Source organism: Campylobacter sp. BCW_6873 (assembly GCF_001762365.1).
Lineage (GTDB): Bacteria > Campylobacterota > Campylobacteria > Campylobacterales > Campylobacteraceae > Campylobacter_D > Campylobacter_D jejuni.
The window spans coordinates 68,953-93,678 of sequence record NZ_MJWS01000104.1; the positions used below are offsets into that span (position 1 = coordinate 68,953).

Annotated in this window: 20 protein-coding genes, 1 other RNA gene and 2 pseudogenes; 15 read left to right on the top strand and 8 right to left on the bottom strand. The window is 30.9% G+C overall.

Annotated elements, in window-relative coordinates; all coding sequences use genetic code 11:
- The 8 genes from flhF (at position 1) to mnmA (ending at position 6,970) form a co-directional block, all read left to right on the top strand.
- Complete coding sequence (gene flhF, locus AJ932_RS08960) at positions 1-1,455, top strand: flagellar biosynthesis protein FlhF (RefSeq protein ID WP_044779360.1); 1,455 nt, start codon at positions 1-3, stop codon at positions 1,453-1,455.
- Positions 1,448-2,314 (top strand): flagella biosynthesis ATPase FlhG, encoded by an 867-nt coding sequence (gene flhG / locus AJ932_RS08965; RefSeq protein ID WP_002854691.1) that lies wholly within the window; start codon positions 1,448-1,450, stop codon positions 2,312-2,314. The genes flhF and flhG overlap by 8 nt, the downstream gene beginning before the upstream one ends.
- 18 nt (positions 2,315-2,332) lie before the next feature.
- Positions 2,333-2,689, top strand: a complete 357-nt coding sequence (locus AJ932_RS08970; protein WP_002854547.1) for a hypothetical protein — start codon at positions 2,333-2,335, stop codon at positions 2,687-2,689.
- Positions 2,670-3,362: an RNA polymerase sigma factor FliA gene (locus tag AJ932_RS08975; protein ID WP_032603269.1), complete on the top strand. Its 693-nt coding sequence runs from the start codon at positions 2,670-2,672 to the stop codon at positions 3,360-3,362. The genes AJ932_RS08970 and AJ932_RS08975 overlap by 20 nt, the downstream gene beginning before the upstream one ends.
- Complete coding sequence (fliM, locus tag AJ932_RS08980) at positions 3,362-4,441, top strand: flagellar motor switch protein FliM (protein ID WP_002851710.1); 1,080 nt, start codon at positions 3,362-3,364, stop codon at positions 4,439-4,441. Before AJ932_RS08975 ends, fliM begins: the two co-directional genes overlap by 1 nt.
- Positions 4,438-5,280, top strand: coding sequence for a flagellar motor switch protein FliY (gene fliY / locus AJ932_RS08985; RefSeq protein WP_070210676.1), 843 nt, complete (start codon positions 4,438-4,440; stop codon positions 5,278-5,280). The genes fliM and fliY overlap by 4 nt, the downstream gene beginning before the upstream one ends.
- A gap of 68 nt (positions 5,281-5,348) precedes the next feature.
- Positions 5,349-5,954, top strand: coding sequence for a TIGR00730 family Rossman fold protein (locus tag AJ932_RS08990; protein WP_070278760.1), 606 nt, complete (start codon positions 5,349-5,351; stop codon positions 5,952-5,954).
- Positions 5,954-6,970, top strand: coding sequence for a tRNA 2-thiouridine(34) synthase MnmA (gene mnmA / locus AJ932_RS08995; RefSeq protein ID WP_070276104.1), 1,017 nt, complete (start codon positions 5,954-5,956; stop codon positions 6,968-6,970). Before AJ932_RS08990 ends, mnmA begins: the two co-directional genes overlap by 1 nt.
- 27 nt (positions 6,971-6,997) lie before the next feature.
- Here the strand turns inward: mnmA and AJ932_RS09000 are convergent.
- Both AJ932_RS09000 and ffs read right to left on the bottom strand, forming a co-directional pair.
- Positions 6,998-8,806 (bottom strand): annotated as a pseudogene (locus AJ932_RS09000) (DASS family sodium-coupled anion symporter).
- Positions 8,807-8,997: 191 nt separating this feature from the next.
- Positions 8,998-9,095, bottom strand: an RNA gene (gene ffs, locus AJ932_RS09005) — signal recognition particle sRNA small type.
- A gap of 190 nt (positions 9,096-9,285) precedes the next feature.
- Between ffs and AJ932_RS09010 the strand changes: the two genes are divergently transcribed.
- Positions 9,286-9,963 (top strand): hemerythrin family protein, encoded by a 678-nt coding sequence (locus tag AJ932_RS09010; RefSeq protein ID WP_044780471.1) that lies wholly within the window; start codon positions 9,286-9,288, stop codon positions 9,961-9,963.
- A 2-nt stretch (positions 9,964-9,965) separates the two neighbouring features.
- Positions 9,966-11,837 (top strand): flagellar assembly protein A, encoded by a 1,872-nt coding sequence (locus AJ932_RS09015; protein ID WP_070278768.1) that lies wholly within the window; start codon positions 9,966-9,968, stop codon positions 11,835-11,837.
- Between the two features lie 3 nt (positions 11,838-11,840).
- Here the strand turns inward: AJ932_RS09015 and AJ932_RS09020 are convergent, their stop codons facing one another.
- The 4 genes from AJ932_RS09020 to AJ932_RS09035 are packed head-to-tail and all read right to left on the bottom strand — an operon-like array spanning position 11,841 to position 16,622.
- On the bottom strand, positions 11,841-13,478 hold the full coding sequence (locus tag AJ932_RS09020; protein ID WP_070278761.1) for a flagellar hook-basal body complex protein: 1,638 nt from the start codon (positions 13,476-13,478) through the stop codon (positions 11,841-11,843).
- Between the two features lie 3 nt (positions 13,479-13,481).
- Positions 13,482-14,360: a flagellar basal body rod modification protein gene (locus AJ932_RS09025; protein ID WP_374700109.1), complete on the bottom strand. Its 879-nt coding sequence runs from the start codon at positions 14,358-14,360 to the stop codon at positions 13,482-13,484.
- A gap of 58 nt (positions 14,361-14,418) precedes the next feature.
- A complete protein-coding gene (locus AJ932_RS09030) occupies positions 14,419-16,281 on the bottom strand; it encodes a flagellar hook-length control protein FliK (protein WP_074498169.1) in 1,863 nt (620 codons plus the stop codon).
- A gap of 17 nt (positions 16,282-16,298) precedes the next feature.
- Positions 16,299-16,622 carry a hypothetical protein gene (locus AJ932_RS09035; protein ID WP_002868349.1) on the bottom strand — a complete coding sequence of 108 codons (324 nt, stop codon included), beginning with the start codon at positions 16,620-16,622 and terminating at the stop codon, positions 16,299-16,301.
- Positions 16,623-16,756: 134 nt separating this feature from the next.
- Here AJ932_RS09035 and typA point away from each other — a divergent pair, with 134 nt between their 5' ends.
- From typA to AJ932_RS09050, 3 genes are all read left to right on the top strand, one after another.
- Complete coding sequence (gene typA, locus AJ932_RS09040; protein WP_002799607.1) at positions 16,757-18,565, top strand: translational GTPase TypA; 1,809 nt, start codon at positions 16,757-16,759, stop codon at positions 18,563-18,565.
- Complete coding sequence (locus AJ932_RS09045; RefSeq protein WP_070278762.1) at positions 18,565-19,212, top strand: poly(A) polymerase; 648 nt, start codon at positions 18,565-18,567, stop codon at positions 19,210-19,212. Before typA ends, AJ932_RS09045 begins: the two co-directional genes overlap by 1 nt.
- Positions 19,213-19,389: 177 nt before the next feature.
- A complete protein-coding gene (locus AJ932_RS09050) occupies positions 19,390-20,433 on the top strand; it encodes a c-type cytochrome (RefSeq protein ID WP_052949435.1) in 1,044 nt (347 codons plus the stop codon).
- Between the two features lie 23 nt (positions 20,434-20,456).
- On the opposite strand, the gene AJ932_RS09055 is transcribed toward AJ932_RS09050, so the two are convergent.
- Positions 20,457-21,806: a DUF2130 domain-containing protein gene (locus AJ932_RS09055; RefSeq protein WP_070278763.1), complete on the bottom strand. Its 1,350-nt coding sequence runs from the start codon at positions 21,804-21,806 to the stop codon at positions 20,457-20,459.
- Between the two features lie 102 nt (positions 21,807-21,908).
- On the opposite strand from AJ932_RS09055, the gene AJ932_RS09060 reads away from it, so the two are divergent.
- A complete protein-coding gene (locus AJ932_RS09060; protein ID WP_070278764.1) occupies positions 21,909-23,120 on the top strand; it encodes a multidrug effflux MFS transporter in 1,212 nt (403 codons plus the stop codon).
- Entirely contained in the window at positions 23,107-23,808 is a 702-nt protein-coding gene (locus AJ932_RS09065) for an SIMPL domain-containing protein (RefSeq protein WP_002842934.1), read from the top strand. Before AJ932_RS09060 ends, AJ932_RS09065 begins: the two co-directional genes overlap by 14 nt.
- A 29-nt stretch (positions 23,809-23,837) precedes the next feature.
- Here the strand turns inward: AJ932_RS09065 and AJ932_RS10865 are convergent.
- A pseudogene (locus AJ932_RS10865) lies at positions 23,838-24,726 on the bottom strand (hypothetical protein); the annotation flags it as partial.

Below are 24,726 nucleotides of genomic sequence, written 5' to 3' on the forward strand. Positions count from 1 at the left end.
ATGGGACAACTTATACATACTTTTACTGTTGAAGATACAGAACAAATTATACCCAAAGTAAAAGAAGATTACGGAGATAAAGCTTTAATTATAACAAATAAACAAATTCGTCCTAAAACCTTAAATCGCAATGCACTTTATGAGGTTATGGTAGCCATAGAAGAAAGCGACTATGAAGAACACTTAAAAAAACAAGGGAAATCTTTACCTGCAAAAAAAAGCTCGCCAAAACCATCTTCTACCTCTCTTGCAGAAGAAAAAATTAGATCTCAAATCCCTCAAGAAGATGAAGATGTAGTCTTGGATTTCTCAAATACTCGCTTAAATAGAAATTTAAACACTGTAAAAAACAATGACTTAACTAAAAAAACCTATCAAGATTTTCCACAAAACAAAATCAACCCTCATCAAAATAAGACTCTAGACTTTGATGATTTTAAAGAAAAGCTAAGTGAAGTTAGTAATGAAATTTCTAAAGTCACAAACACACCTTTAGAAAATTACACCCCTAATCTAAATTATAATAAAAAAATAGAAAATTTTGAAAAGCAATTTGAAAAACAAATCAACAAGCTTAACGATAAAATAGATCTTCTTGCAGATATGATGTGGGACGATAAAGCCGAAGCTAGAAAAAATCTTATGATACCTCCTGAATTTGCAAGTATTTATAAACAAGCCAAAGAAAGTGGAATGCTTGAAAATCATCTAGAAGCGATTATGAAGGCAACTATAGAAAATATGCCAGCTGCTATGAAAACCAACAAAGATGCGGTTCAAAGATATTTTCACTCACTTTTAAGAAATATCTTGCCTTGTCGTGTTGAAAGCGATATAAAAAAACAAAAAATCATGATGCTAGTAGGCCCAACAGGAGTCGGAAAAACAACAACCTTAGCTAAGTTAGCTTTTCGCTATGCTTATGGAGATAAGCGTTATAAAACAGGTATTATTACGCTTGATACTTATAGAATCGGTGCGGTTGAGCAACTTTTTCAGTATGCAAAAATGATGAAACTTCCTATTATTGATAGCATAGAACCAAAGGATTTAGATGAAGCGATAAAAAGCTTAAATAATTGCGAAGTAATTTTGGTTGATACTATAGGAAATTCACAATACGATCAAAGTAAACTTTCTAAAACTAAAGAATTTTTAATGCACTCAAATGCAGAAATTGATGTAAATTTAGTGGTTTCTGCAAACACCAAACATGAAGATTTAATGGAAATTTATAAAAATTTTTCATTCTTAAATATTGATACTTTGATTATTACTAAATTTGATGAAACAAAGGTTTTTGGAAATATCTTCTCTCTTATTTATGAAACGAATATTCCTCTAAGCTTTTTCTCTACAGGACAAGAAGTGCCAGATGATTTAGAAGTAGCCAATAGTGATTTTCTAGTTCATTGTATTTTAGAAGGGTTTAATAAAGGAAAAAATAATGAATAACCAAGCAAATAAACTTCGCAATCTCATGAGTCAAAATGGAACCAAAAAATCCCAAAACACTCATTTTATAGCTATTACAAGTGGAAAAGGTGGCGTTGGAAAAAGTACGATTAGCGCAAATCTAGCCAATGTTTTAGCAAATAATGGCTATAAAGTTGGGCTTTTTGATGCTGATATTGGCTTGGCAAATTTGGATGTCATTTTAAATGTACGCATACAAAAAAATCTCTTGCATGTTTTACGTGGAGAATGCTCCTTGGAAGATATTTTAATAGAAGTTAAGCCAAATTTATGGCTCATCCCAGGCGAAAGTGGAGATGAGATTTTAAAATATAATGATAAAAATATTTACGAGAGATTTTTAAATCAAGCAAGTATTTTAGATGAGCTTGATTTTCTTATTATCGACACAGGCGCGGGTATTGGTGGAAATATTTTAAATTTTTTAGAAATGGCTGATGAAGTTATAGTAGTAACTGTTCCTGATCCTGCAGCAATCACTGATGCGTATGCAACCATAAAAACAACTTCTAAGACAAAAGAAAATTTACTAATGCTCTTTAATGTTGTAAAAAATGAAAATGAAGCTTTAAAAGTTTTTGAAAATATTAAAAAAGTTGCAGATGCAAACATTAAAAATCCTTTAAATTTAGAATTCTTAGGTCATTTAAGCGCTTCTAAAGATGTAAGTGGTAGTATTAAAAAAAGAACTTTATTTAGCGATGAAAACACAGCCTCAAGTGATGAGCTTAAAGCCCTAGCTTCCAAGCTTTTATATAGATTGGAACGGAAAGTGCTTGATAATGTTTCAAATCGTAGTTTTTCAAGTTTTTTTAGAAAAATTATTGAAAGATTTTAGCAATAAAGAGAAGAGATTATGAGGCCAGAAAATTACGTAGCATTTTTCACTGTTTGTGGATTTTTTATAGGACTTGCATTTAGCATTATTAGTATAGATGAAGCCTTTGATATACTGATTTTTACTTGTTTTATTACTTTTATGTTTTATGTTTTTGTTCATATTGCTATTATGAATTTTATAGATGTAAAGAAAATTAGTGGCAGAATCTTTAATAAACACGATTATGAAAAAACTAGCAATAATATTATCAACGATTTAGTTATTCGTGAAAAGAAAATGGATATAATTTTAGAAAAGCTCAATGAAGAAAGAGAAGAGCTAAAGAAAAATGAATCCAAAGAAAGACGAAGAAATGCTAAAAGAGCCGCCTAAAGCTTATGCACAAATGCTAAAGAAAGAGCAAGATGAGCTTGTGCTTTCTTACATGCCAGCCCTACGTGCTATGGCTTTTAGACTAAAAGAACGCTTGCCTTCAAGCATAGATGTTAATGATCTTATTAGCATAGGCGTTGAAGAAATGATAAAGCTTTCACGCCGTTACGATAAAGAACAAAATGATAACTTCTGGGGTTTTGCAAGAAAAAGAGTTAATGGCTCTATGCTTGATTATCTTAGAAGTCTTGATGTAATGAGTCGCAATAATCGCAAAATTATTAAAGATATTGATGCAATCATGGATGAATATTTCCTTGAGAATGAATGCGAACCTGATGATGAGTATCTAGCCAAAAAACTTGATTTAGATGTAGAAAAAATCAAAGAGGTAAGAACAGCTCATGCTATTAGCTATACCCTGCCCATCGATGAGCAAATCGAACTTTATAACGAAGACAATACTTTAGAAAAAATTGAAAAAGAAGAACTTTTAGAAAAAATTCACAAAGTGCTAGATGATCTTAAAGAGCGCGATCAGTTAATTATTCAGCTTTATTATTATGAAGAATTAAGCCTAAAAGAAATCAGTGAAATTTTACAAATCAGTGAAAGCAGAATTTCACAAATTCACAAAAAACTCCTTAAAAAACTTAGAGAAAGGCTAGTGTAATGGCTGAGATACTTTCCCAAGAAGAAATTGATGCCCTGCTTGAAGTTGTCGATGATAACACCGACACACCCATAGCCTCAAATTCAAAAGATGAAAAAGATGAAAGAAATATCGTTGTATATGATTTTAAGCGTCCCAACAGAGTTTCAAAAGAACAACTTAGGACAATCAAAGGCATACATGATAAATTAGCAAGAAATTTAGCCTCTCAAATTTCATCGATGATGAGAAGTATTGTTGAAACTAAACTTCATTCAGTCGATCAAATGACTTATGGAGAATTTTTAATGTCTTTACCAAGTCCAACAAGCTTTAACGTTTTTTCTATCAAACCCTTAGATGGAAACTGTGTTTTAGAAATCAATCCAAGCATAGCTTTTCCTATGATAGACAGGCTTTTAGGTGGTCAAGGTGATAGCTATGAAGCTTCGCGTGAGCTTACGGATATTGAGCTTAATTTGCTTGATTCTATTTTGCGTATCATTATGCAAAGACTTAAAGAAAGCTGGGCTACTGTAACTGAAATTTATCCTAGTATTGAAGCTAAAGAATCAAGTCCAAATGTTGTACAAATCGTATCTCAAAATGAGATTGTTATCATGGTGGTAATGGAAATCATCATAGGAAATTCAAGCGGAATGGTAAATATCTGCTATCCTGTAGTGCATTTAGAAAGTATATTAAGCCGTTTGGCAAACCGCGATATTATGATGGGTGAAACCTCAGCCAAAAAATCACGTAACAAAGAACTTAAAACTTTAATCGGTCGTGCTGAAGTGGTATATGAGGCAATTTTAGGAAAAACCTTAATTAATGTTCATGAATTTTTAGAACTTAAACAAGGCGATATTTTAAGGCTTGATAGAGAAGCAGATGATAAAGCTATAGTAAGCATCGATAAAAAAGATGTTTTCTTAGCACAAATTGGATTGCATCGTTTTAGAAAATCTATTAAAATTTTAGAACTCATACGCACAGATAAAGATGAAATCAAAGAAATTTTGGAAAAATACGAAGAAGAACGTAAAGCTAAAGCTAGTGTTTATGATGAGCCTGAAGAGGAGGATGAAGAAATATGATCAATGATTTTTTAAAAATGTTTACAAATGAATGCATCAGCACCATTGAAGGTTTAACAGGAAAAAGTGCTGAATTTAGCGAATATAAAGAATTTGATGTCAATGCAAGTGATACTTTAAAAGCACCTTTAGTGTATGCTATATTTGATATAGCAAATGGTGGAAAAATAGGAATTTTAGCTGGTGCTGTTTTAATGAGTGCTATTGGTGAATGGATGATGGGTGAAGAAGAGATCACCAAAAACGATAAACTAGGTCCTGATGAAATGGATGCAGCTAAAGAAGCTATCCAAAACATCGTTTCAGCATTTTCTACAACCTTAGGAGCCCAAAAAGACATTCCAAAAATGGATTTTAGTATAGAATCTTGTGAATTTGTGCCTGAAAGCGTAGATTTTAAAGATTTTAAAAAATTATTTTTATATGATGTAAAAATAGGCGATTTAGAAGAACAAGTTTCTTTAGCCATGGATCAAACACTCCATAACATCCTAAGCGGGAAACCTGCTGAAACAGGAAATGTAAGCACTGATTCTAATCACAATACTGAAGAAAAAACAATCATGCTTAGCGAAGAACTTAAAAATATCAATCTTATCATGGATGTACGCTTACCTGTTCGTGTGCGTATAGGCAATAAAAAAATGCTTTTAAAAGATGTTTTAACTATGGATATAGGTTCAGTTGTAGAGCTTAATCAACTTGCAAATGATCCGCTTGAAATTTTAATCGGAGATAAAAGAATTGCTTATGGTGAAGTAGTAATTGTCGATGGTAACTTTGGTGTTCAAATCACAGAAATCGGATCTAAAAAAGAAAGATTAGAGCAATTAAGATAAAATTACTCTATAAATTTAAAAAAATTAGCTATAATCATTTTTTATAGTTTTGCTAAAAAAGGTATTTGATGGATACAAAAATCATAAAAGATGTTGAAAAATTTGAAAATATACCCGAACTAGAAAAGGCTGTTACTTTTTTTGGTTCAGCAAGACTTAAAGAAGATAATTTTTATTATCAGCAGGCTAAAATTTTGGCACAAAAATGTGCTCAAAATGGTTTTTGTGTGATAAGCGGTGGAGGAGGAGGTATTATGCGTGCAGCCAACGAAGGTGCTTTTTCACAAAAAAATAATACAAATTCAATGAGTTCTGTAGGGTTTAATATATTTTTACCTCACGAGCAAAAACTTAATGATTTTGTAGAATATAATATTACTTTTGAGAGCTTAGCCATACGCAAAATGGCTCTTATTGAAAAGAGTCTAGCTTTTGTGATCTTCCCGGGCGGCTTTGGAACACTTGATGAATTGTGTGAAATTCTTACATTAAAACAATTAGAATTTAAAAAAGATGTTCCTATTGTTTTGTTTGGGAGTGAATTTTGGCGAGGTTTTGATGAGTTCGTCAGAAATTCTTTGCTCAAACTTGAAGTGATTTCTAAAGGAGATGAGTTAAAGTATAAAATCACTGACGACTTGGATTTTATAATTAATACTTTAAAGGAAATTTAATGAAAATTCTAGTCGCTATGAGCGGTGGAGTTGATAGTACAGTCACTGCTTATAAACTTAAAAATTTAGGTCATGAAGTTATAGGTTGTTATATGAAGCTTCATGGCAAACCAAATTACCACGAAGAAAATATCAAAAAAGTAGAAAAAGTTGCAAATTTTTTACAAATTCCTTATCATATTTTAGATTTACAAGAAGATTTTAAAAACAAAGTTTATATGCCTTTTGTAGATACTTATAAAGAGGGTAAAACACCAAATCCTTGCGCTTTATGTAACCGTTTTATCAAACTTGGAAAACTTTTAGAATTTGCTAAAAGTTTAGGTTGTGAAAAACTTGCCACAGGACATTATGCAAGACTTGAAAACAACTTAATAAAAACCGCAGTAGATGAAAGCAAGGATCAAAGCTATTTTTTAGCCAGTGCAGATAAAGAAGCTTTAAAATATCTTATTTTTCCGCTAGGCGAAATGAAAAAAGAAGATGTGAAAAAATTTGCTTCCACTATAGAGGTTTTAAAATCTTTTGCCACTCAAAAGGAAAGTTCTGAAATTTGCTTTGTTGAAGATACTTATGTGCAAGTTTTAGATCAATTTATGGATACAAAAATTCCTGGAGAAGTATTAGATAGCAGCGGAAAAGTAGTAGGCAAACATGAGGGCTATATGCACTATACTATAGGCAAAAGAAGAGGCTTTGAAGTGCGTGGGGCACATGAACCACATTTTGTTTTAAAAATCAATCCCAAGCAAAATCAAATCATCGTAGGAACCAAAGAAGAACTTAAAATCAGTGAATTTAAGCTAAAAAATATCAATCTTTTTATAGATGCTAAAGAGCTTGATTGCGAAGTAAAAATCCGCTATCGTTCAAAATCTACACCTTGCAAGGTAGAAATTTATAAAGATAAAAGTGCAAAAATCACTCTAAAAGATCCTGTTTATGGACTTGCTAGCGGACAAATGGCAGTCTTTTATGATCATGATAAAGTCATAGCAAGCGGTTTTATAGAATAATTTCTAGGAATTAATTCCTAGAAATTATTAATAAAATCCTAAAATTTTCCACCAAAAAAGCCCAACAGCTATCATCACTACTATATCAACTATGGAAATCACAAAACCTATACTCCACCATTTTTTAAGAGTTACATAGCCTGTTCCAAAAATAACAGGAGCTGTTCCTGTTGCATAGTGAGTTAATGCCATCATAACATTACCTGAAGCTATCATAATAAAAGCATAAAGAAGTGGTGGTGTTCCTAAGGCAAGCCCTGCGCTATAAAAAACAAAAAACATTGCTGATATATGAGCTGTAGTAGAAGCAAAGAAATAGTGCGTATATAAAAAAGCAAGGCTTAAAAATATCATAATAGAAATTTCCCCAAGTCCCATAGCAGAAGCAAATTCACCTAAAGCTTCAGCTAAAAACTGAGTAACACCAAGTTTGCCAAGCAAAGTTGCCATCATTACAAGAGCTGAAAACCATACTAAAGTATTCCAAGCAGCTTTTTCAGCCAAAACTTCCCCAAAAGTTAAAACTCCACTAATCAACACCAAAGACAACCCAAGCAAAGCCACGCTAGTCGCATCAAGAGAAATTCCAAAAAGCAAACCAAAAGTCCCAGCCCATAAAAGCAAAAGCAAGACAAAAACACTGAGCATGATTTTTTCACTATTTTTCATTTTTCCAAGTTCTTTCAATTTATCTTTAGCAAAAGTGGAAGCATTAGGCGTGGATTTAATTTCTGGCGGAGAGAGAAAATAAAGCACCAAAGGCATCAAAAGCATAGCAGCTATACCAGGTAAAAACATCCCTAAAGCCCATTGCCCCCAAGTTAAATGCACTTCTAAATTTGTAGCTTGTGCTATAAGATCAACCACCAAAGGATTTGGAGCTGTAGCTGTAATAAACATAGCTGATGAAATAGGGTTGGCTTGATAATTTACCAAAGAAAGATAAGTGCCTATTTTATTTTGCGTTCCATCTTCAGGAGTGGATTTAAAACTTCTTGCAATAGCTTGAACTATAGGATTTATGATAGCCCCTGCTCTTGCAGTATTTGAAGGAGTAACTGGAGCTAAAATGGTTTCGCAAAAAGCTATAGAATAAGCAATACCTAAGGTTTTTTTACCAAAATACTGATAAAATGATAAGCTAAACGCTCTCCAAGTCCTGTTTTAATAACTCCACGAGCCACAATAATAGAAATAACTATAAGCCAAATAAGAGAATTTGAAAAACCACTTAAAGCGTCTTTTATACCCGTTTTAGATTTTAAATTTCATATAGCAGTATTTACTTTTTCATCTATACTCTTTTGAGATAAAAAATCAAGTGCTAAAGTATTTAAAGCTGAAATTTTAGTCTCATCAATAAGTTATTGCGTAGAAGTTTTTGAAGTAGCCTTGGTGTAAATTTTACTTAGATTTTCAATCTGGTAATTTATATCTGTGCTTGATTTTAAAATTTCATTAACTTTTGCTTTTAAATTTCTACTTATATTAGCATTGATTAAAGCCTGCAAAATAGTGGCTTCAACTGCCTCATCCATAGTTGTTTTATAGATATTAGAATTATCTCTTAAAACAATTCCCTCAAGAGTTTTTATATGTGTAGCACGCACAGAACTTTGGGTAGTGGTAATGCCACTAAGAGCTATTATGGCAATAGCCATCATACAAACAGCCCCCAAAAGGCATTACTTGCAAAATCACTGCCATAATCACAGCAATAAAAAGCCCAAGAAAATGCCAAGAATTATCTTCCAAACCTACAGGAGTAGGCATAAGCCAAAACACAGCTGCAATTAAAATACACAGCACCAACAAGGGAATTTTCTTTCTATCCATTGTTTATCCTTTGATATTGGTAATGTAATTTACAATGCTTAAATTTTAATTAACTAATATTTTAATAAATCTTAAAATTACAATTTTTAAATAAATTTTTAATTTATTGTTACAAACATACATAATTTTTTACGTTATTAAAGAAGCTAGTCTAATTGAAAAATAAATAGGGAATTTTAAATGAAGAAAACCCTTCCCCAGATAACTGCGGCACACACTAAAATCAAGTGCTCTGCTGTGTTCCCACCCTGAAGCGGTGCTTAAAAATAGCATTGCACAGGTCTAAGAAAAGGCAAAGAAATTATATCATAATATACTTAAAAAGTGTTGAGCTATAAAAACTAAATATAAAAATGTATAAATATGTAACAAATTGGTTATATTTTATATAAATTTTTAAATTTAATTTGCAAAATTATTGTTTTTTTCAAGGAAATACGATTATATAGATATATTATATAAATTTTTAAGGAAAAATCATGGAAATCAAATGGAGTAAAGATTTTAGCATTAAAAACATGCAATTAGATAAACAACACGAACTAATTTTTGAAATTGCTGAAATTGCAAACGATTTAGCTTTAAAAATTCAAGATAATGATGTGCAACACAAAAATGATTTAAAACAAATTCTTACAAAGTTATTCCAATATGTAAAAATTCATTTCAAAGATGAAGAAAAATTTATGGAAAGCATTGATTTTCCTTTGATTGAAGAACATAGAAAATCTCATCAAATATTATTAAAAAAGACTAAAGAACTTTTAGAACACTCAAATGATATTGTTAAAATGTCATTTGAACTTTCAACATTGACCAAAGATTGGATTTTAGATCATTTTGCTATTGAAGATTTATGGATAGCTAACTTCACAAAAAAAGCTCTACATCTTCAAGAGATTCATTATAATCTAGAGCAATACATAAAATTAAAATCGATTAGGCAAGATTTAAAGACTGAAAAAACCTATGATTATATTTGCAACTGTTATTTGCGTACTCATGCAGTTCCACAAACCATACACGAAGAACTTGTTAGCAAAGAAAATACTTTAAAATGTGAAAAATGTGGACAAATTTTAGTGCATTTAGATCATATTGATTTAAATCAAAATTATGAAATGTTAAATCATATCCTCGAAAACATAGGAGTGTAATGATGAGCTATGAAATAAAAACTTTAGAAACTTTCAATCCTTTTGAAAGTTTAAAATATGAACAAGCCAGCACAGATCAAATTCTTGATTTTAGAATTATAGATTTTAAACTTCTGTGTTCTAATATAAAACCAGCAAAAACAAAAACTTATGAAAGAAAGGATTTTGACTTATTTTATGCGGATGATTTTTTTGTAAAAAATTACAATACCATGGTGCAAAAATTTCTTATAGAAATTTATCCAAAAACACAAAAAAACTGTTTCGTGGTTAAGCTTAAATCTAATCCTAGTTTAACTTATCTTAAGGTCAATATTAATTTTTTGGATAATTTTAAATACTATCCAAATTTAAAATTTGACATTTTGCAAAATATTTATAAAGTAATGATCAAGCAAAAATTTTTAATCTTAAGACTTGATAAAAATTTATTTGACAAGATTGATGATTTTATCTTATCAATACAAAAAAATCCATCTATTAAAGAAATAGAGCTTGAAATTGCCAAAGGTGTAGATAAGATTGAACATAAAAGCGATGAAATTATTTATCATAGAGATGTTAACGAAGAATGTTTTGACGAAAATATTAGCTATGATGAAGGAAACTACTGTAAACCTATTGAAAAAAATGAGCTACTTTTTGAATACATTTATAGAATTCTTGGAAAAGAAGGACGAAATTTAAGAGGAGAAATCCTTCATTTAAATCCAATAGCTTTTTTTGATAATCCTTTTATCATAAAAGATGAAAGCATTTATACAGAAGAACTAGAAGATAGAATTAAATATTTTAGTGCAAATTATGGATTTTTAAATAAAGACCGATCAGGATATAGTGTTACAAATAATTTAAAATTATCACAAGTAGGACTTAAAACAACCGGTTCAATCAAAACAAATACTGATGAAAATATAAACTTAGAAATCACTAATTTTGATATAAATGATGATGCTGTTAAATCAGGTATTGTAAATGTTCAAGCTTCAGACATAAAAGTAAATGGAAGCATTGGAGCGACAAAACTTTATGGAAGAAATATCAGCATCAAAGGCCTAACTCATGCAAAAAGCGAAATTTTTGCACAAGATATTTTTATTACAACACACAAAGGAACTTTGCAAGCTGATACTGTATATATAAAAAATTTAGAAAACGGGATAGTTATAGCCAAAAATGTATTTGTTGAAAACTGCATGGGCGGAAAAATAGAAGCAGAAAATATTTATATTTGCAATTTATTAGCAGATAATATCTTATATCCCAAAAAAAATCTAATCATAACAAATAATATAAAATTTAAAAATAATATTGTAATTTCTCCACTAGATTTTATTAACAATAAATCAAACTCAGAAACTGAAAATCTTACAAATTTAAGCCTTAAAACAAAGAGTAAACTTGATAATATCATAAGTCAAATGCAAAATTACTATGATTATCTAATCAAAAATCAAATCAAGATTATCAAACTTCAAAAAACTGAAAAACTTAATGCTATAGATATGAAATTTTCAAATCTTTATCGTGATATCATAAAAAAATATAATCATCTTAGTGTCTTGTATAAAAAACTTATAAAATTAAAATATCATATTGACGCAAAGCTAAATTTTTTAGATGAAATGGTTTATAATGTAAAAATATACATAAAAGCCGAAAATATTGGAGAGGATAATTTTTTAAAATTTTATCCTAAAACAAACACCGAGCTTGAACTAAAGCATCAAATAAATTTAAAAGATTATGAAAAAGTTTTATACCTTGAAAAAGGGCAACAAGCAAGCTATATTAAATCAAGTCATGATTATAGCGAAAGCGATATAGAAGAAATTAAAATTATTTTTGAAAAACTAGAAAAAGATAATTCCTAAAAATTATCTTTTCATATTAATAGCCTTTTGTATCATTTGATCGCTTGTGGTAATGCTTTTTGAGCTTGCATCAAAGGCTTTTTGAGTTACTATAAGATTTGAAAGCTCTACACTTAAATCAACATTAGATTGCTCTAAAAAACCACCTTTAAATTTAGCTGTATTAACAATCTGTCCATTTTTCATAATAAAACTTGCATCACCACTATTAGCTGTTGCAGCAAAGATATTATCGCCCATAGCAGCCAATCCTTGCTCATTGATAAAATTATATAAAGCAAGCTTTCCAACTATAGCATTTTTACCATTGCTAAATTGTGCTACAATACTTCCATCATCAGATATATCATATTGTTTAAAAAATCCTTCGGCTACACCATCTTGCTGTGTAACTACATTTTTTTCAACGCCTTCTTTAATATAAATCCCACTATAACCCGAACCAGGTTTATTAGCATCATAAGGAGAGCCTAAATCAATATTAATTGTTCCGCCATTTGGGTTTGCAATGCTTGTAATATTGTTTTGAAGCAAAGCACCATTTTTATCAAAAACCATATTTCCTTCAGTTGGATTGCCTACGGCATTGCCATTAGAATCATAAATTTGAGCAATGGCTTTATATTGTATATTATCGCCTTCTTGCGGCAAAACTCTTTCAAGCGTAACCCTTAAAGTACTTTTACTTCCATCTGCATTATAAATAGGGGATTCTAAAATATCTTTATTGGCTTTTTGTTGTTCTGTTGAAATTTGAGCTATATCAAGCTTGATGCTATTTTCATCCAATCCTTTTAAATCAAGCTCATTGCTTTTAAAATTAAGATTTTCATCTAAAGTTGCTTCAAAGCTTTTTTTTACGCCATTATCGTCAGTGAAATTTAAAATGATCCTATCACCCACTTTAGCACTAAACACATCTTCTTTGCTAACACTACCGCTAACTACATATTTTCCATCTTCGGTTTTTGTAATGTTAAATTTACCAGGATCAAGATCTACTTTGACCACTTCTGTTGTTGTGTTAGTATTTAAACTTCCACTCCATTTTACATTTTGAGTTACTTGAGGAGGTAAATACATATTCACAGGTACTTTAATAGCCCCTTGAGAAGCAGTTGTGCCTATACCGAAAGAATTATTTGAATTTACGGTAAAACCATTATTTACCGGAGTTCCTGTGTTAAGATAATCCCCCATAAGCCCCGCAACCCTATCGCTATAGTTGATACCGGTAAAAGCAGGGTTCATTGTTCCTAAAACAAAATTTCCATAAGAATCTACCAAATATCCATTTGCATCTCTTTTAAACGATCCATTTCTAGTATAGTAAGCATTACCATCCGCTCCCAAAACCCCAAAAAATCCTTTTCCTTGTAAAGCCACATCAAATTCGCTATCGCTTGCCACAAGAGAACCTTGCTCAAAAACCACATTAGAAGAAGCTGATCCTGAGCCATATCCACCTTGAGCAGGATTAGTTGATTGAGTGGTTATAGTGCTATAAAAAACATCTTTAAATTGAGCATCAGAATACTTAAAACCTGTAGTATTAACATTAGCTATATTATTTGCATAAATATCAATACCAAAACTATTTGTTTTAACTCCAGAAATTCCATTATAAAATGAATTTATCATGGCTTATGCCTTTTCCTCTTTATCACCATCTTCTGTAGATCCAGAATTAGAAGAATCTCCATCACTTGAGTCTCCACTTGAACTATCTCCAACGGAAGTTGAAGATGAACCAAGTTTATAATCACTAATTTCACCAATATCATCAAAACTTACATATTGACCACCCATTTTTGCATAAGCAATCCCATCAACAAATTTAATACCCTCTATAGGATAAGTTCCATAATTTGCAGTTATTTTTTCCCCGTTTTTATTATTATAAACCACTTTAACACTATACTCTCCATCCCCAGCATAAACACCATCATTATTTCTACCAGGCCACTCTAATGTAAATAAACCTTTTGATACTTCTTTTCCCTCATTACTTTTTTCACTAAATACCAACTTATTATTTTTATCATAAACCTCTAAGGTGATTCCTTTATCATCCGAATCTTCAGGCAAATACATTTTTAGTGCAATAACCTCATCTGCGCCTGTTAATTTGACTTTGTTTTCATTTACCGTAGCCATTTTTCCTATAGCTCCCACTGCTGCAGTACTCATACTCGTGCTAAAAGAATTGGAAAGTTTTTCCATAGTTTCAACCATTTTTTGCATAGTTGTATTGGTATTTTGTTGCATTTCAAGTGCACTAAGCTGTGAGGTTTGTGTAAGCATTTTATCACTATCCATAGGATCTGTTGGATCTTGATGTTGAAGCTCTATCAAAAGAAGTTTTAAAAACGCATCTTTGTCTAAAGTAGCATTTGGATTACTAACCACACCGGAGCTATTGCTACTAGATGAATTATCCACTTTCGTATCCTTGTTGCTTGTTTGGTTAGTATTAGTAGTATTTGTCCAGTTAAGATTGCTATTCCAATTTGTTGTCGCCATGATAAAATCCTTTTTTTACATTCAGTCTTTTTTAATTAAAAGCAATAAGTGTTCCAACTTAGAAATACTTCGCTAAAACAAGCTCTAGATTGACTTTTTCACTTTCATTTTTTCCATCTAAAGCATCTTTAAAACCATATCCACTACGATTTTTTCCTTGATTTTGATTTTGCTCTCTTTTACCTTGATCACTAAAATTCATTTCAAGTCCAGTAAATCCCATATTTACAAGAGAATTTTTAAACTCGACTTGATTTTGGATAAACAAATTCATTGCATTGGTATTGGAGTTGAAATTGATATGAAGGTTATTACCTCTTTGTATCAAAGTTACTTCCACTTCTCCAAGATTATTAGGATTTAGAGTGATACTAAGTTTAGTGATAGGTGCTTTATATTGATCTACAGCCTCTTTTAAATCTTGTGAAAAATACTGCAAAGTCTCTTTAGGCGTGATATTGCGAGCATTGTTTTGTGTTACTTTACTTAAATCTTTGACTAAAGAATTTAAGTCATCTAAATTATTTTTATCTACATTTTCACTGTGCGTTTTTGTTTGCTCTTGAGTAAAAGTTTCTTTATTGGTATTGTTGTTAAAATTAGCATTATTCTCTTTGTTTTGAACTGCTTGAGTTTTATTTAAATTTTCAAAATTTAATTTTTGATCAAAGAAATTCTGTTTTATATCTTTATTTTCTTTGTTGTTGTTTTTAGGCTCTTTATTTAAACTAAAATCTTTTTGTGTTAAATTTGAAACTAAATTCTGAGCATCTTTGACAATTTCTTGATTTGAATTTTTATCAAGATTTAAATTTTGATTATTGCTCTTTAAATTTTTATTTTGATCTTGTATATTCTCTTGATTTAAATTGTTTTTTTCTTGATTTTTATTTAACTCTTTATTAAAATCTTTGTTTAAGTCTTTGCTTTCTTTATTTAGGTTGTTTAATTCTTTTTCATCTTTTTTTATTTGCTCATTATTTTTTGCATCTTTTGTGTTATCTTTATTTAAATTATCTTGGTTTTTTTTATCTTTTATATTTAACTCTTCTGTTAAATTTTTTGCAAACTCATCATTTTTGATATTTTTTAAAGTATTTTTAACATCTGTGGTATCTTCTTCTATTTTTGATTTAACTTTATCATTTTTTTCGTGTTTGCTTTCTTTGGATGAAAGCATGGAATCTAAATTTTTTAAAGTTTGAGAAAGCAAAGAACCGCTATCTTTAGAATTTGCTTTTTGCGTAGAATGAGTGCTTGTAGTATGAGTTGTATTTTGTAAATTGTGATTTAAATTTTTACTCATATTGGAAATTTTATTATTGATGATTTCTTTAAAAACATTATCCACAGCACCTTTAAAAAAATCAGCCTTATCTAAATTTGGAAAAGTTGCTTTAAGATCAAGAAGACGATCTACTTTAATATTTTTTACATTTAAGCCCAGATCTTTAGCTATATCCAAAAGCTCACTAAGATTTGATGCGCCTTTTAAAGCATTAAAATTAGCCTCTGTTTTGATAAGACTTGAAAGTTGAGTAGAAAGATTTGCCAGTTTAACATCTGCTGTATCTGTTTTTAGCTTATCCAACAAAGAAAGAATTTGCATAAAAGAAGCAGATTCGAAAATGCTTATCTTATCACTCTCATCAAAAGCTCCTTTTTGAAGTCTATTCATCGCTTCATTAACAACTTCTTTTTGGCTGATCTTCATATGATCAGGTAAAAATTCATTGGTTTCATCGATAGAATTAAGCAAAGAATTTAAAAAACTCTCCGTATCATCTTTAGTTGAATTTTTGCTATCGCTACTTTCATGTTCTTTATTTTTACTGGTTTTACTAAAAGAACTGCTAGTAGTAGAAGTTTTACTCGGCGTAAGATTTAAAACATCATTTTGCGGAGCTAAATTTGACATCACTTTTCCTTCAAAAAAAATTATTTTAAAAATTTATCTACCATTACATTAGGAAATTTTTCTTTCAAATAAGAATCTTCATATACTTTAATCATCTTATCTTCATTTAAAGCAGTTAAGATATTTAAAAGCTCTTCTAAATTTTTAGCATTTAAAATTTTCTCTAAATTTTCTTCATTTTCTAAAATTTCTGTAAGCTCGCTTGAAATTCTTGCCATTTTTTCGTTTTTATCTGATCTAAAAGTTTCTAAAAGTTCTAAAACTTGAAGCAAAACTTCATTTTTTCTCTCAGCTAAATCACTTTTAAATTCAACAAAAATCTCTTCATTTAATGGTTTTGACATTTTAACTTCCTTTTTAAAATTTTAATTTCATAAGTTTTTGAAGCAAGAAGTGTTCCAAGTTTTGATACTTTGTAGTTTAAGTTAAATTTTTGTATAATCTAAGCTTTTAAAAATTTAGCTTTGGAGAAGAAAATTTGGAAAACATTAGAAATATAGCAGTTATAGCTCACGTTGACCATGGTAAAACCACTATGGTAGATGAATTATTAAAACAATCAGGCACCTTTAGCGAAAGAGAACAAATTTCAGAACGCGTTATGGATAGCAACGATATAGAAAAAGAACGTGGCATTACCATACTTTCAAAAAACACAGCGATCAATTACAAAGGTACAAAAATCAACATCATAGATACTCCAGGGCATGCTGATTTTGGCGGAGAAGTAGAACGCGTTTTAAAAATGATTGATGGAGTTTTGCTTTTGGTGGATGCTCAAGAAGGCGTTATGCCACAAACTAAATTCGTGGTTAAAAAAGCTTTATCTTTAGGGCTTAAACCTATAGTTGTAATCAACAAAATCGACAAACCAGCTGCTGATCCTGAAAGAGTGATCAATGAAATTTTTGATCTTTTTGTAGCCCTAGATGCAAACGATGAGCAACTTGACTTTGCCATAGTTTATGCTGCAGCAAAAAATGGTTATGCTAAGCTTGATCTAAACGATGAAAGTGATAATATGGAGCCACTTTTTAAAACCATACTTGAACGCGTTCCAGCACCAAGTGGCACAAATGACAATCCTTTACAACTTCAAGTTTTCACTTTAGGGTATGATAATTTTGTAGGTAAAATAGGCATTGCTAGAATTTTCAATGGGGTTGTGAAGAAAAACCAAAGCGTAATGCTTGCAAAAGCTGATGGCACCAAAGTAAATGGTAGAATTTCAAAACTCATTGGCTTTATGGGCTTAGAAAAAATGGATATTGAAGAAGCAGGAAGTGGAGATATCGTAGCTATAGCAGGTTTTGAAGCTTTAGATGTGGGTGATAGCGTTGTAGATCCAAACAATCCTATGCCACTTGATCCTTTGCACATTGAAGAGCCGACTTTAAGTATAGTATTTTCTGTAAATGATGGCCCATTAGCAGGAACTGAAGGAAAACATGTAACTTCAAATAAAATCGCTGAACGCTTAGAAGCTGAAATGAAAACTAATATCGCTATGAAATACGAAAGCACAGGCGAAGGCAAATTTAAAGTAAGCGGTAGGGGCGAACTTCAAATCACTATTTTAGCTGAAAATATGCGTCGTGAAGGTTTTGAGTTTTGTATGGGAAGACCTGAAGTTATCGTAAAGGTTGAAGATGGAGTTAAAACAGAACCTTTTGAACATTTAGTTATCGATGTGCCTGAAGAATTTAGCGGTGCGGTAATAGAAAAACTTGGCAAAAGAAAAGCTGAAATGAAAACCATGGCACCAACGGGCGATGGACAAACAAGGCTTGAGTTTGAAATTCCAGCACGCGGACTTATAGGTTTTAGAAGTCAGTTTTTAACTGATACCAAAGGCGAAGGCGTGATGAATCATAGCTTTTTAGAATTCCGTCCTTTTAGCGGTGCGGTTGAAAAGCGTAATAATGGAGCGTTAATTTCTATGGAAAATGGCGTGGCTTTAGGGTATTCTTTGTTTAACCTTCAAGAGCGTGGAGTACTTTTCATAGAGCCTCAAACTAAAGTTTATACCGGTATGATTATAGGTGAGCACTCTCGTCCAAATGATTTAGATGTTAATCCTATCAAAGGAAAGAATCTTACCAATGTAAGAGCAAGTGGAAGCGATGATGCAATCAAACTTGTGCCACCTAGAAAATTAAGTCTTGAAAGAGCTTTAGAGTGGATAGAAGAAGATGAACTTGTAGAAGTTACGCCTGTAAATGTGCGTGTTCGCAAACGCTATCTTGATCCAACTCAAAGAAAAAGAATGGAAAAAGCAAAATCTTAATGGATTTAAAAAGCTTAGAAAATAATAGACTTTATATACTTAAACGCTTAGGAATCTTAAAATTCCTAAGCATTATCGAAGCCTTACTTGTAGGTTTTTTAGCTTTTGTTTTTATAAGAGATGCCTTAATCGCAGTGATTTTAGCTGTTTTTGTGGGTGTTTTTTTCTTTCGTTTTACAACCAAAAAACTAAAACTCGCACAAAAAGAATTACAAATTGACGCTTTAAATTTATTTTTGCGTCGTTTTGGGGCGAAATTTAAAAAGCAAAGTTTAAGCCAAAAAGACTTTTTAAAACTAGGACTTACAAAGGATTTGAAAGAATTTAAAAGTCAAAACTGCTTTGAATTTAAGGATTTTAAAATTTATGATATTCAGTTTTTGGACGAAAACAAACGCTTTTTTTGCGGAATTTTACTCAAAATTTTAAGTGCAAACAAAAATCCTAGCTTTGAAAACGAAGACCAAATTTATATCAAACTTCAAGATAAAAAGTTCACTTTAAATCATATCTTTTCTAAAGAAAATCATTATCTTATCGCTACTTTAAGCAATCCTTTCTTTATAGATATAAAAAAAGATTTAGAAAACAATTTCAAAAATCTAGAAGAAAATCTAAACTCTATAAAAAATAAACTATTTAAATAACTAACATAAAGTTAATATCATAAAATTTTAATAAATATTAATTATATACTTTAAAAATATATTACTTTTAGTAACACTTTAAAATTTAATTTTATTTAAATTATTCTTATTATGCTTAATATTTAAGAAAAAATACATTAAAATCAATTTGAACTGCAAATAAAAAGGAGGAAAATCATGAAAAAACACATTTTATTGCTTGGTTTATGTCTTAGTTTGAGTCTTAGCGCTAAAAGCGTGAGTGATTACAAAGTAGGAGAAGAATTAAGCGACAAGGAAGGAGTAGAGTATTTTAAGGAACTTTCTAAAAGACCTGTGCAAGAATGGCCAAATAAAAATTTAAGCATCAATGATGTTCCAAAAGGCAAGCAAGGGGATTTAATCCGTTATGGCATAAAGCTTTTAAGCAAGACAGAAAGCACTCTAGGACCCTATAGCAAGCTAAAAAAGACAAGCAACGAAGTAAACTGTATTTCCTGTCACATGGACAATGACGGCAATGGTTTACCAGGGACAAAAAAATATGTTATTCCATTTTTAAATGTCCTAAACAATTATCCAAGACTTGATATAGAAACGATGAAAATCATCTCTATTGAAGATAGAATTCGCGGAATGGGTGGAACTGACTCTCATAGATTTCCTAATGATTCTAAAGAAATGAAAGCAATTTTAGCTTATTTTAAATGGCTAAAAGAAGCTTATGGTATCAAAGACGGCGTAAAGCTTGAAGGAGATTTTTTTGCTAAGATGAATTTTCCAAATCGTCCAGCTGACCCTGTGCGTGGGAAAAAGCTCTTTGAAGAAAATTGTGTTGCTTGCCATGGCGAAAGAGGACTTGGGGTAAAAAATGATAATTACGAACAAGGTAGTGGACATTTATATCCATCTTTACTTATCTATCCTGATGGTGGACACATGGCTATGATACCATTTTTAGCAAGATTTTTAAAATCAGCCATGCCTTTTGGTGCGAGTGCGGATAATCCTATATTAAGCGATGAAGATGCACTAGATATAGCAGCTTATGTCAATACAGGTTTTGTAAGAATGCCTATAACCACTACAGAAAATCGTGCAGGACTTGATACAGCTTATAGCAAATCCCCATCATTAAAACCTGAGTATTTTGCCTCACCGCAACAAAATTTAGACCCTAAAGAATACATAAAAGTAAAATACGGACCTTGGAAAAATCCAAATCACTTCCCAGGAGAATGATTAATTTTGGGCTAAGCCCAAAATTAATCCTCATCTTTGGCTAAATTTTCAAGACTTTTAATCCCTTCTTCACCTATCAAATTTCCACCTTGTAAGTCGCTAAATATCGCGTTTAAAGAACTCACTATAGCAGTGGAATTAAAACTTAGATTTTCTATAGCTCTTTCTCTTTTTTTCCATATATTTTGCAAAGCCCTTTTTTCAGCTTCTAACTCTTCTTTCATATTTTGATAAGTTTTGAGTATAAAAGTGATTTGCGTGTTAAATTCCTTAGAATTTAAGTATTCGTATAAAATGTGATTTTTTTCATCTTTGTTTTGCAGGGCATTTTTGAGTTTATAAGAATTTATAATGCTTTCTCTAAGCACTGCTAAAACACCTTTAAATTCATTAAAAGTACAGATCAAAATTCCTTCTTTAAAATGCGTTTTTTCTTTATCTTTTGGCATAGTTTTTGTAATCAAAACCGCTATATCACTTTTTGCAGCTATGCTATCTAGCTTAAGCTTATCAAGCCATTCTTTATTAAATTCTTTAGTGCGTTTGCTCTCATATAAAATACTTCCGCAAATATTTCCAAAATTATCCTTTACTATATGCAGACAATCAGCTCCATTTACGCCCTTTGGCACTTCTTTTACTTCATCACTTAAATACTCACTTTGTATGTATTCTTCTATGAGTAGTTCGGCTGCTTCGCCTTGGAGTTGCTGTGAGCCTTGTTCTATCCTGCGTTGTGCGTCTTCTAGTTTTTGGGCTACGCTTTTAAAATTCGTTTCTAGTTCTTTGTATTTAAGATCTTGCTCTTGAGTGCTTTTTTGAAATTCAAGACGCATTTTTTCTCTTTCAAATTCTAAATTTTTACTTTCTTGTTCTTTAAATTCTTTAAAAGCCTCTTCTTTGGCTTGAAATTTCAGTCTTTCTTCATTTTCTTTTTGTTCTCTTTTGAGTTTTTCATTTTCAGCCTTTATGCTTAAAAACTCGCTAAGTTCTTTGCTTTTTTTCTCGAGTTCTTCTTGCATGATTTTCATTTCATTTTCATGCTCTTTGTTAAATTTCTCGCTGAATTCTTTTTGGAAATTTTGCTTTTGCGTGAGAAGTTCTTGTTCAAATTTTTGCTTTTCTAAAAGAAGCTTTTGGCTTACTTGCTCACTTATGAGTTTTTCTTGTTCTATCTTTTGAGTTTTTAAATCATTTAAAGCTTTGGTATATTCAGCTCTTTTGGCATTTACCTCATCATCAAATTCTTTTTTTTGTTTTAGCATTTCTTGCTTAGCTTTATCTAAAATTTGAGCATATAAAGCAGTGCTGATATCGATAAAACTTCCACAACTTGGGCATTTGATTTGTTCATTTTGGTTTAAATTTTGCATAAAATTTCCTTAGAATTTTTCCCTAAATTTAACATAGAAAAACAAAGATTATTCTAAGATTGACTTGTTAAAATCATTCTTTTAGAATAATTAGGATTACAAATGCAAAAACACACCAAAATTCACGGCTTTGCTAAATTTAAACTCATCGTTATTCTTGCTTTGATGTCAAGCATAGCGCCGCTTTCTACAGATATGTATTTGCCTGCACTTTCTCATGTGGAGCAAAGTTTTCAAACTAATTCTTTTTTAACCCAACTTAGTATCGCGAGTTTTTTTATCGCTTTTGCTTTAGGACAGCTTATATATGGGCCTTTAAGTGATATTTTTGGGCGTAAAATTCCAGCTTTGGTAGGGATATTTTTCTTCATCGTTTCGAGTTTGTTTTGTGTGATTATCGATGATATTTATGCTTTTATCGCTTTGAGATTTTTTGAAGCACTTGGGGGTTGTGCAGGTGTGGTTATCGCAAGGGCTATTGTCAATGACTTGTTTGAGATCAAAGAAGCTGCAGGGATTTTTGCTTTGATGATGGTTTTTAGTTCTCTTGCTCCTATGCTTTCACCAACTTTTGGGGGAATTTTGCTAGAGTATTTTTCATGGCATAGTATTTTTGCGACTTTGTTTGCTTTGGGAATTTTGCTTTTTTTGATGATACTTTTTGGTTTAAAAGAGTCCGCACCTCATCTTAAAAACAAAAAATTTTCCCATCATGAAGCGATGAAAAGCTACAAATTTGTTTTAAGCGATAAACGCTTTTTGGTTTATATACTATGTGCTTCTTTTGCTTTGGCGGCGATGTTTGCTTATATCACAGGATCAAGCTTTGTTTTTACGCAGTTTTTTGGCTTGAGTGAGCAAAAATTTGCTTTGCTTTTTGGGGCAAATGCTTTAGGTTTTGTCATCTGTGCAAATATCAATGCGAGATTGGTTTTAAAATACGAAAGCGAAAAAATTTTGGCAAAAGCTTTGATGATAATGTTTATATCGACCGTGATTTTACTTGTAAATGCCTTTTTTCATCCAAATTTCTTGCTTTTTGAACTTAGTATTTTTACAAGTATCGCTATGCTTGGTTTCATCGCACCCAATACCACGACTTTAGCCATGGCAAGGTTTAAAGAACATAGCGGAACTGCTTCTGCGGTGCTTGGAACGGTGCAATTTGGTTTTGCAGGGCTTATTTCTTTTGTGGTTGGGGCTATTAACGCAAATACGCCGATAATCCTTGCTTTTGTAATGTGTGCTTGCGTATTGGTTGCAAATATGATATATTTTCTAATCAAAATAAAGGAAAAAAATGAAAACAAATAATATCTTTATGGCTTTAGCCATAGTTTTAGCAAGTTTGATTCTAGCTTTTGGATTTAACAAGGCTTTAAGTGATTTTAAAACACTTGAAAGAAGTGTAAGTGTAAAGGGTTTAAGCCAAAAAGAAGTCGAAGCGGATACTTTGATACTTCCTATAAAATTCACAAGATCAAACAACAATCTTACAAATTTATACGAAGAACTAGAACAAGATAAAGAAAATATCATTAAATTTTTAAAAGAACAAGGCGTAAAAGAAGATGAGATCAGCTACAACTCGCCAAACATCATAGATCGTTTAAGCGATCCTTATAGCAACGATACTCAAGCTACATACCGATACATAGGCACTGCGAATTTACTCATCTATACGCAAAATGTAAAGCTTGGAAAAAGCATACTAGAAAACATTTCAAGTCTTGCAAAATTTGGCATAGTAACGAAAATCGATAATTATGACATAGAATACCTTTACACCAAGCTAAATGAGATAAAACCTCAAATGATAGAAGAAGCAACGCTCAATGCTAGAAATGCAGCGATAAAATTCGCACAAGACTCAAACAGCCATCTAGGCAAGATAAAAAAGGCTTCTCAAGGGCAATTTAGCATCAGCAACAGGGATAAAAACACCCCTTACATCAAAACCATAAGAGTGGTTTCTACTATAGAATACTACTTAAAAGACTGATGATGAAATTTCAAGCTAAGCTTTAAGGCTTAGCTTGGCACTATGGAATTTTTTCGTGCGGTTTTTTGGAGTGAGAAAAGGACTAAAGCTAAAAGTATGGTATATAGTATGTTTAGCACTATTAAGCTTGGGTAATTAAAAAATTTATCAGATTCGTTTGCGATTTTTCCTATTAAAGGGTGAATTACATTAGGTTGTTTTATGAGCATTATAATAAATACTATATATGAAAAGATAAGCACCACATATCTACCAAAAAACAAAGATTTGGTATAAACTAAACAAATATATAAACTAACAAACAAAGTATTTATAAGTAATGAATATCCAAAGTCTTTACCTAAATTTAAAAAAAATCCAAATAATGAAAATAACACATAAAAAACACAAGGGATAAAGGATGCGAACAATAAGCTTTTAATCAAATTCAAAAAATCACCAATGATATATATAAAATTTATGTTTTGTTTTTTTGAAACATTGTTTTTCTTTTCATATGAATCTAATTTACAAACAAAAAAACCACATCCAAAAACTACAAAAATAGCACTTATGATATCAAAATAAAGCCTAAATTTATCAAAAAATCCAAATAAAGTTAAAATCGCTCTTGTATCTTCTAGTTTATCATCGTGAAGCCAAGTAAAACCAAAAACAAACAAAGCATACAAAGCAATTAATAATATAAGATTATTAAAAACCTTTAAAAAGTCTGTATGATGATCACAAAGCTTTCTATAAAATCCTAAAAGTAAAAAATCCACAAAATCCCGAATTCTCGAAACATTTTTTTCTAAATCTGTCGTATTTTTTACATTCTCACCTTTTTTATCCCAATTTTGTTTTAGCTCTATCTCTTTACAATAAAGCTCGTATTTATGAAAATTTGAAGCATCTAAGGCATTGTTATCTTTTATC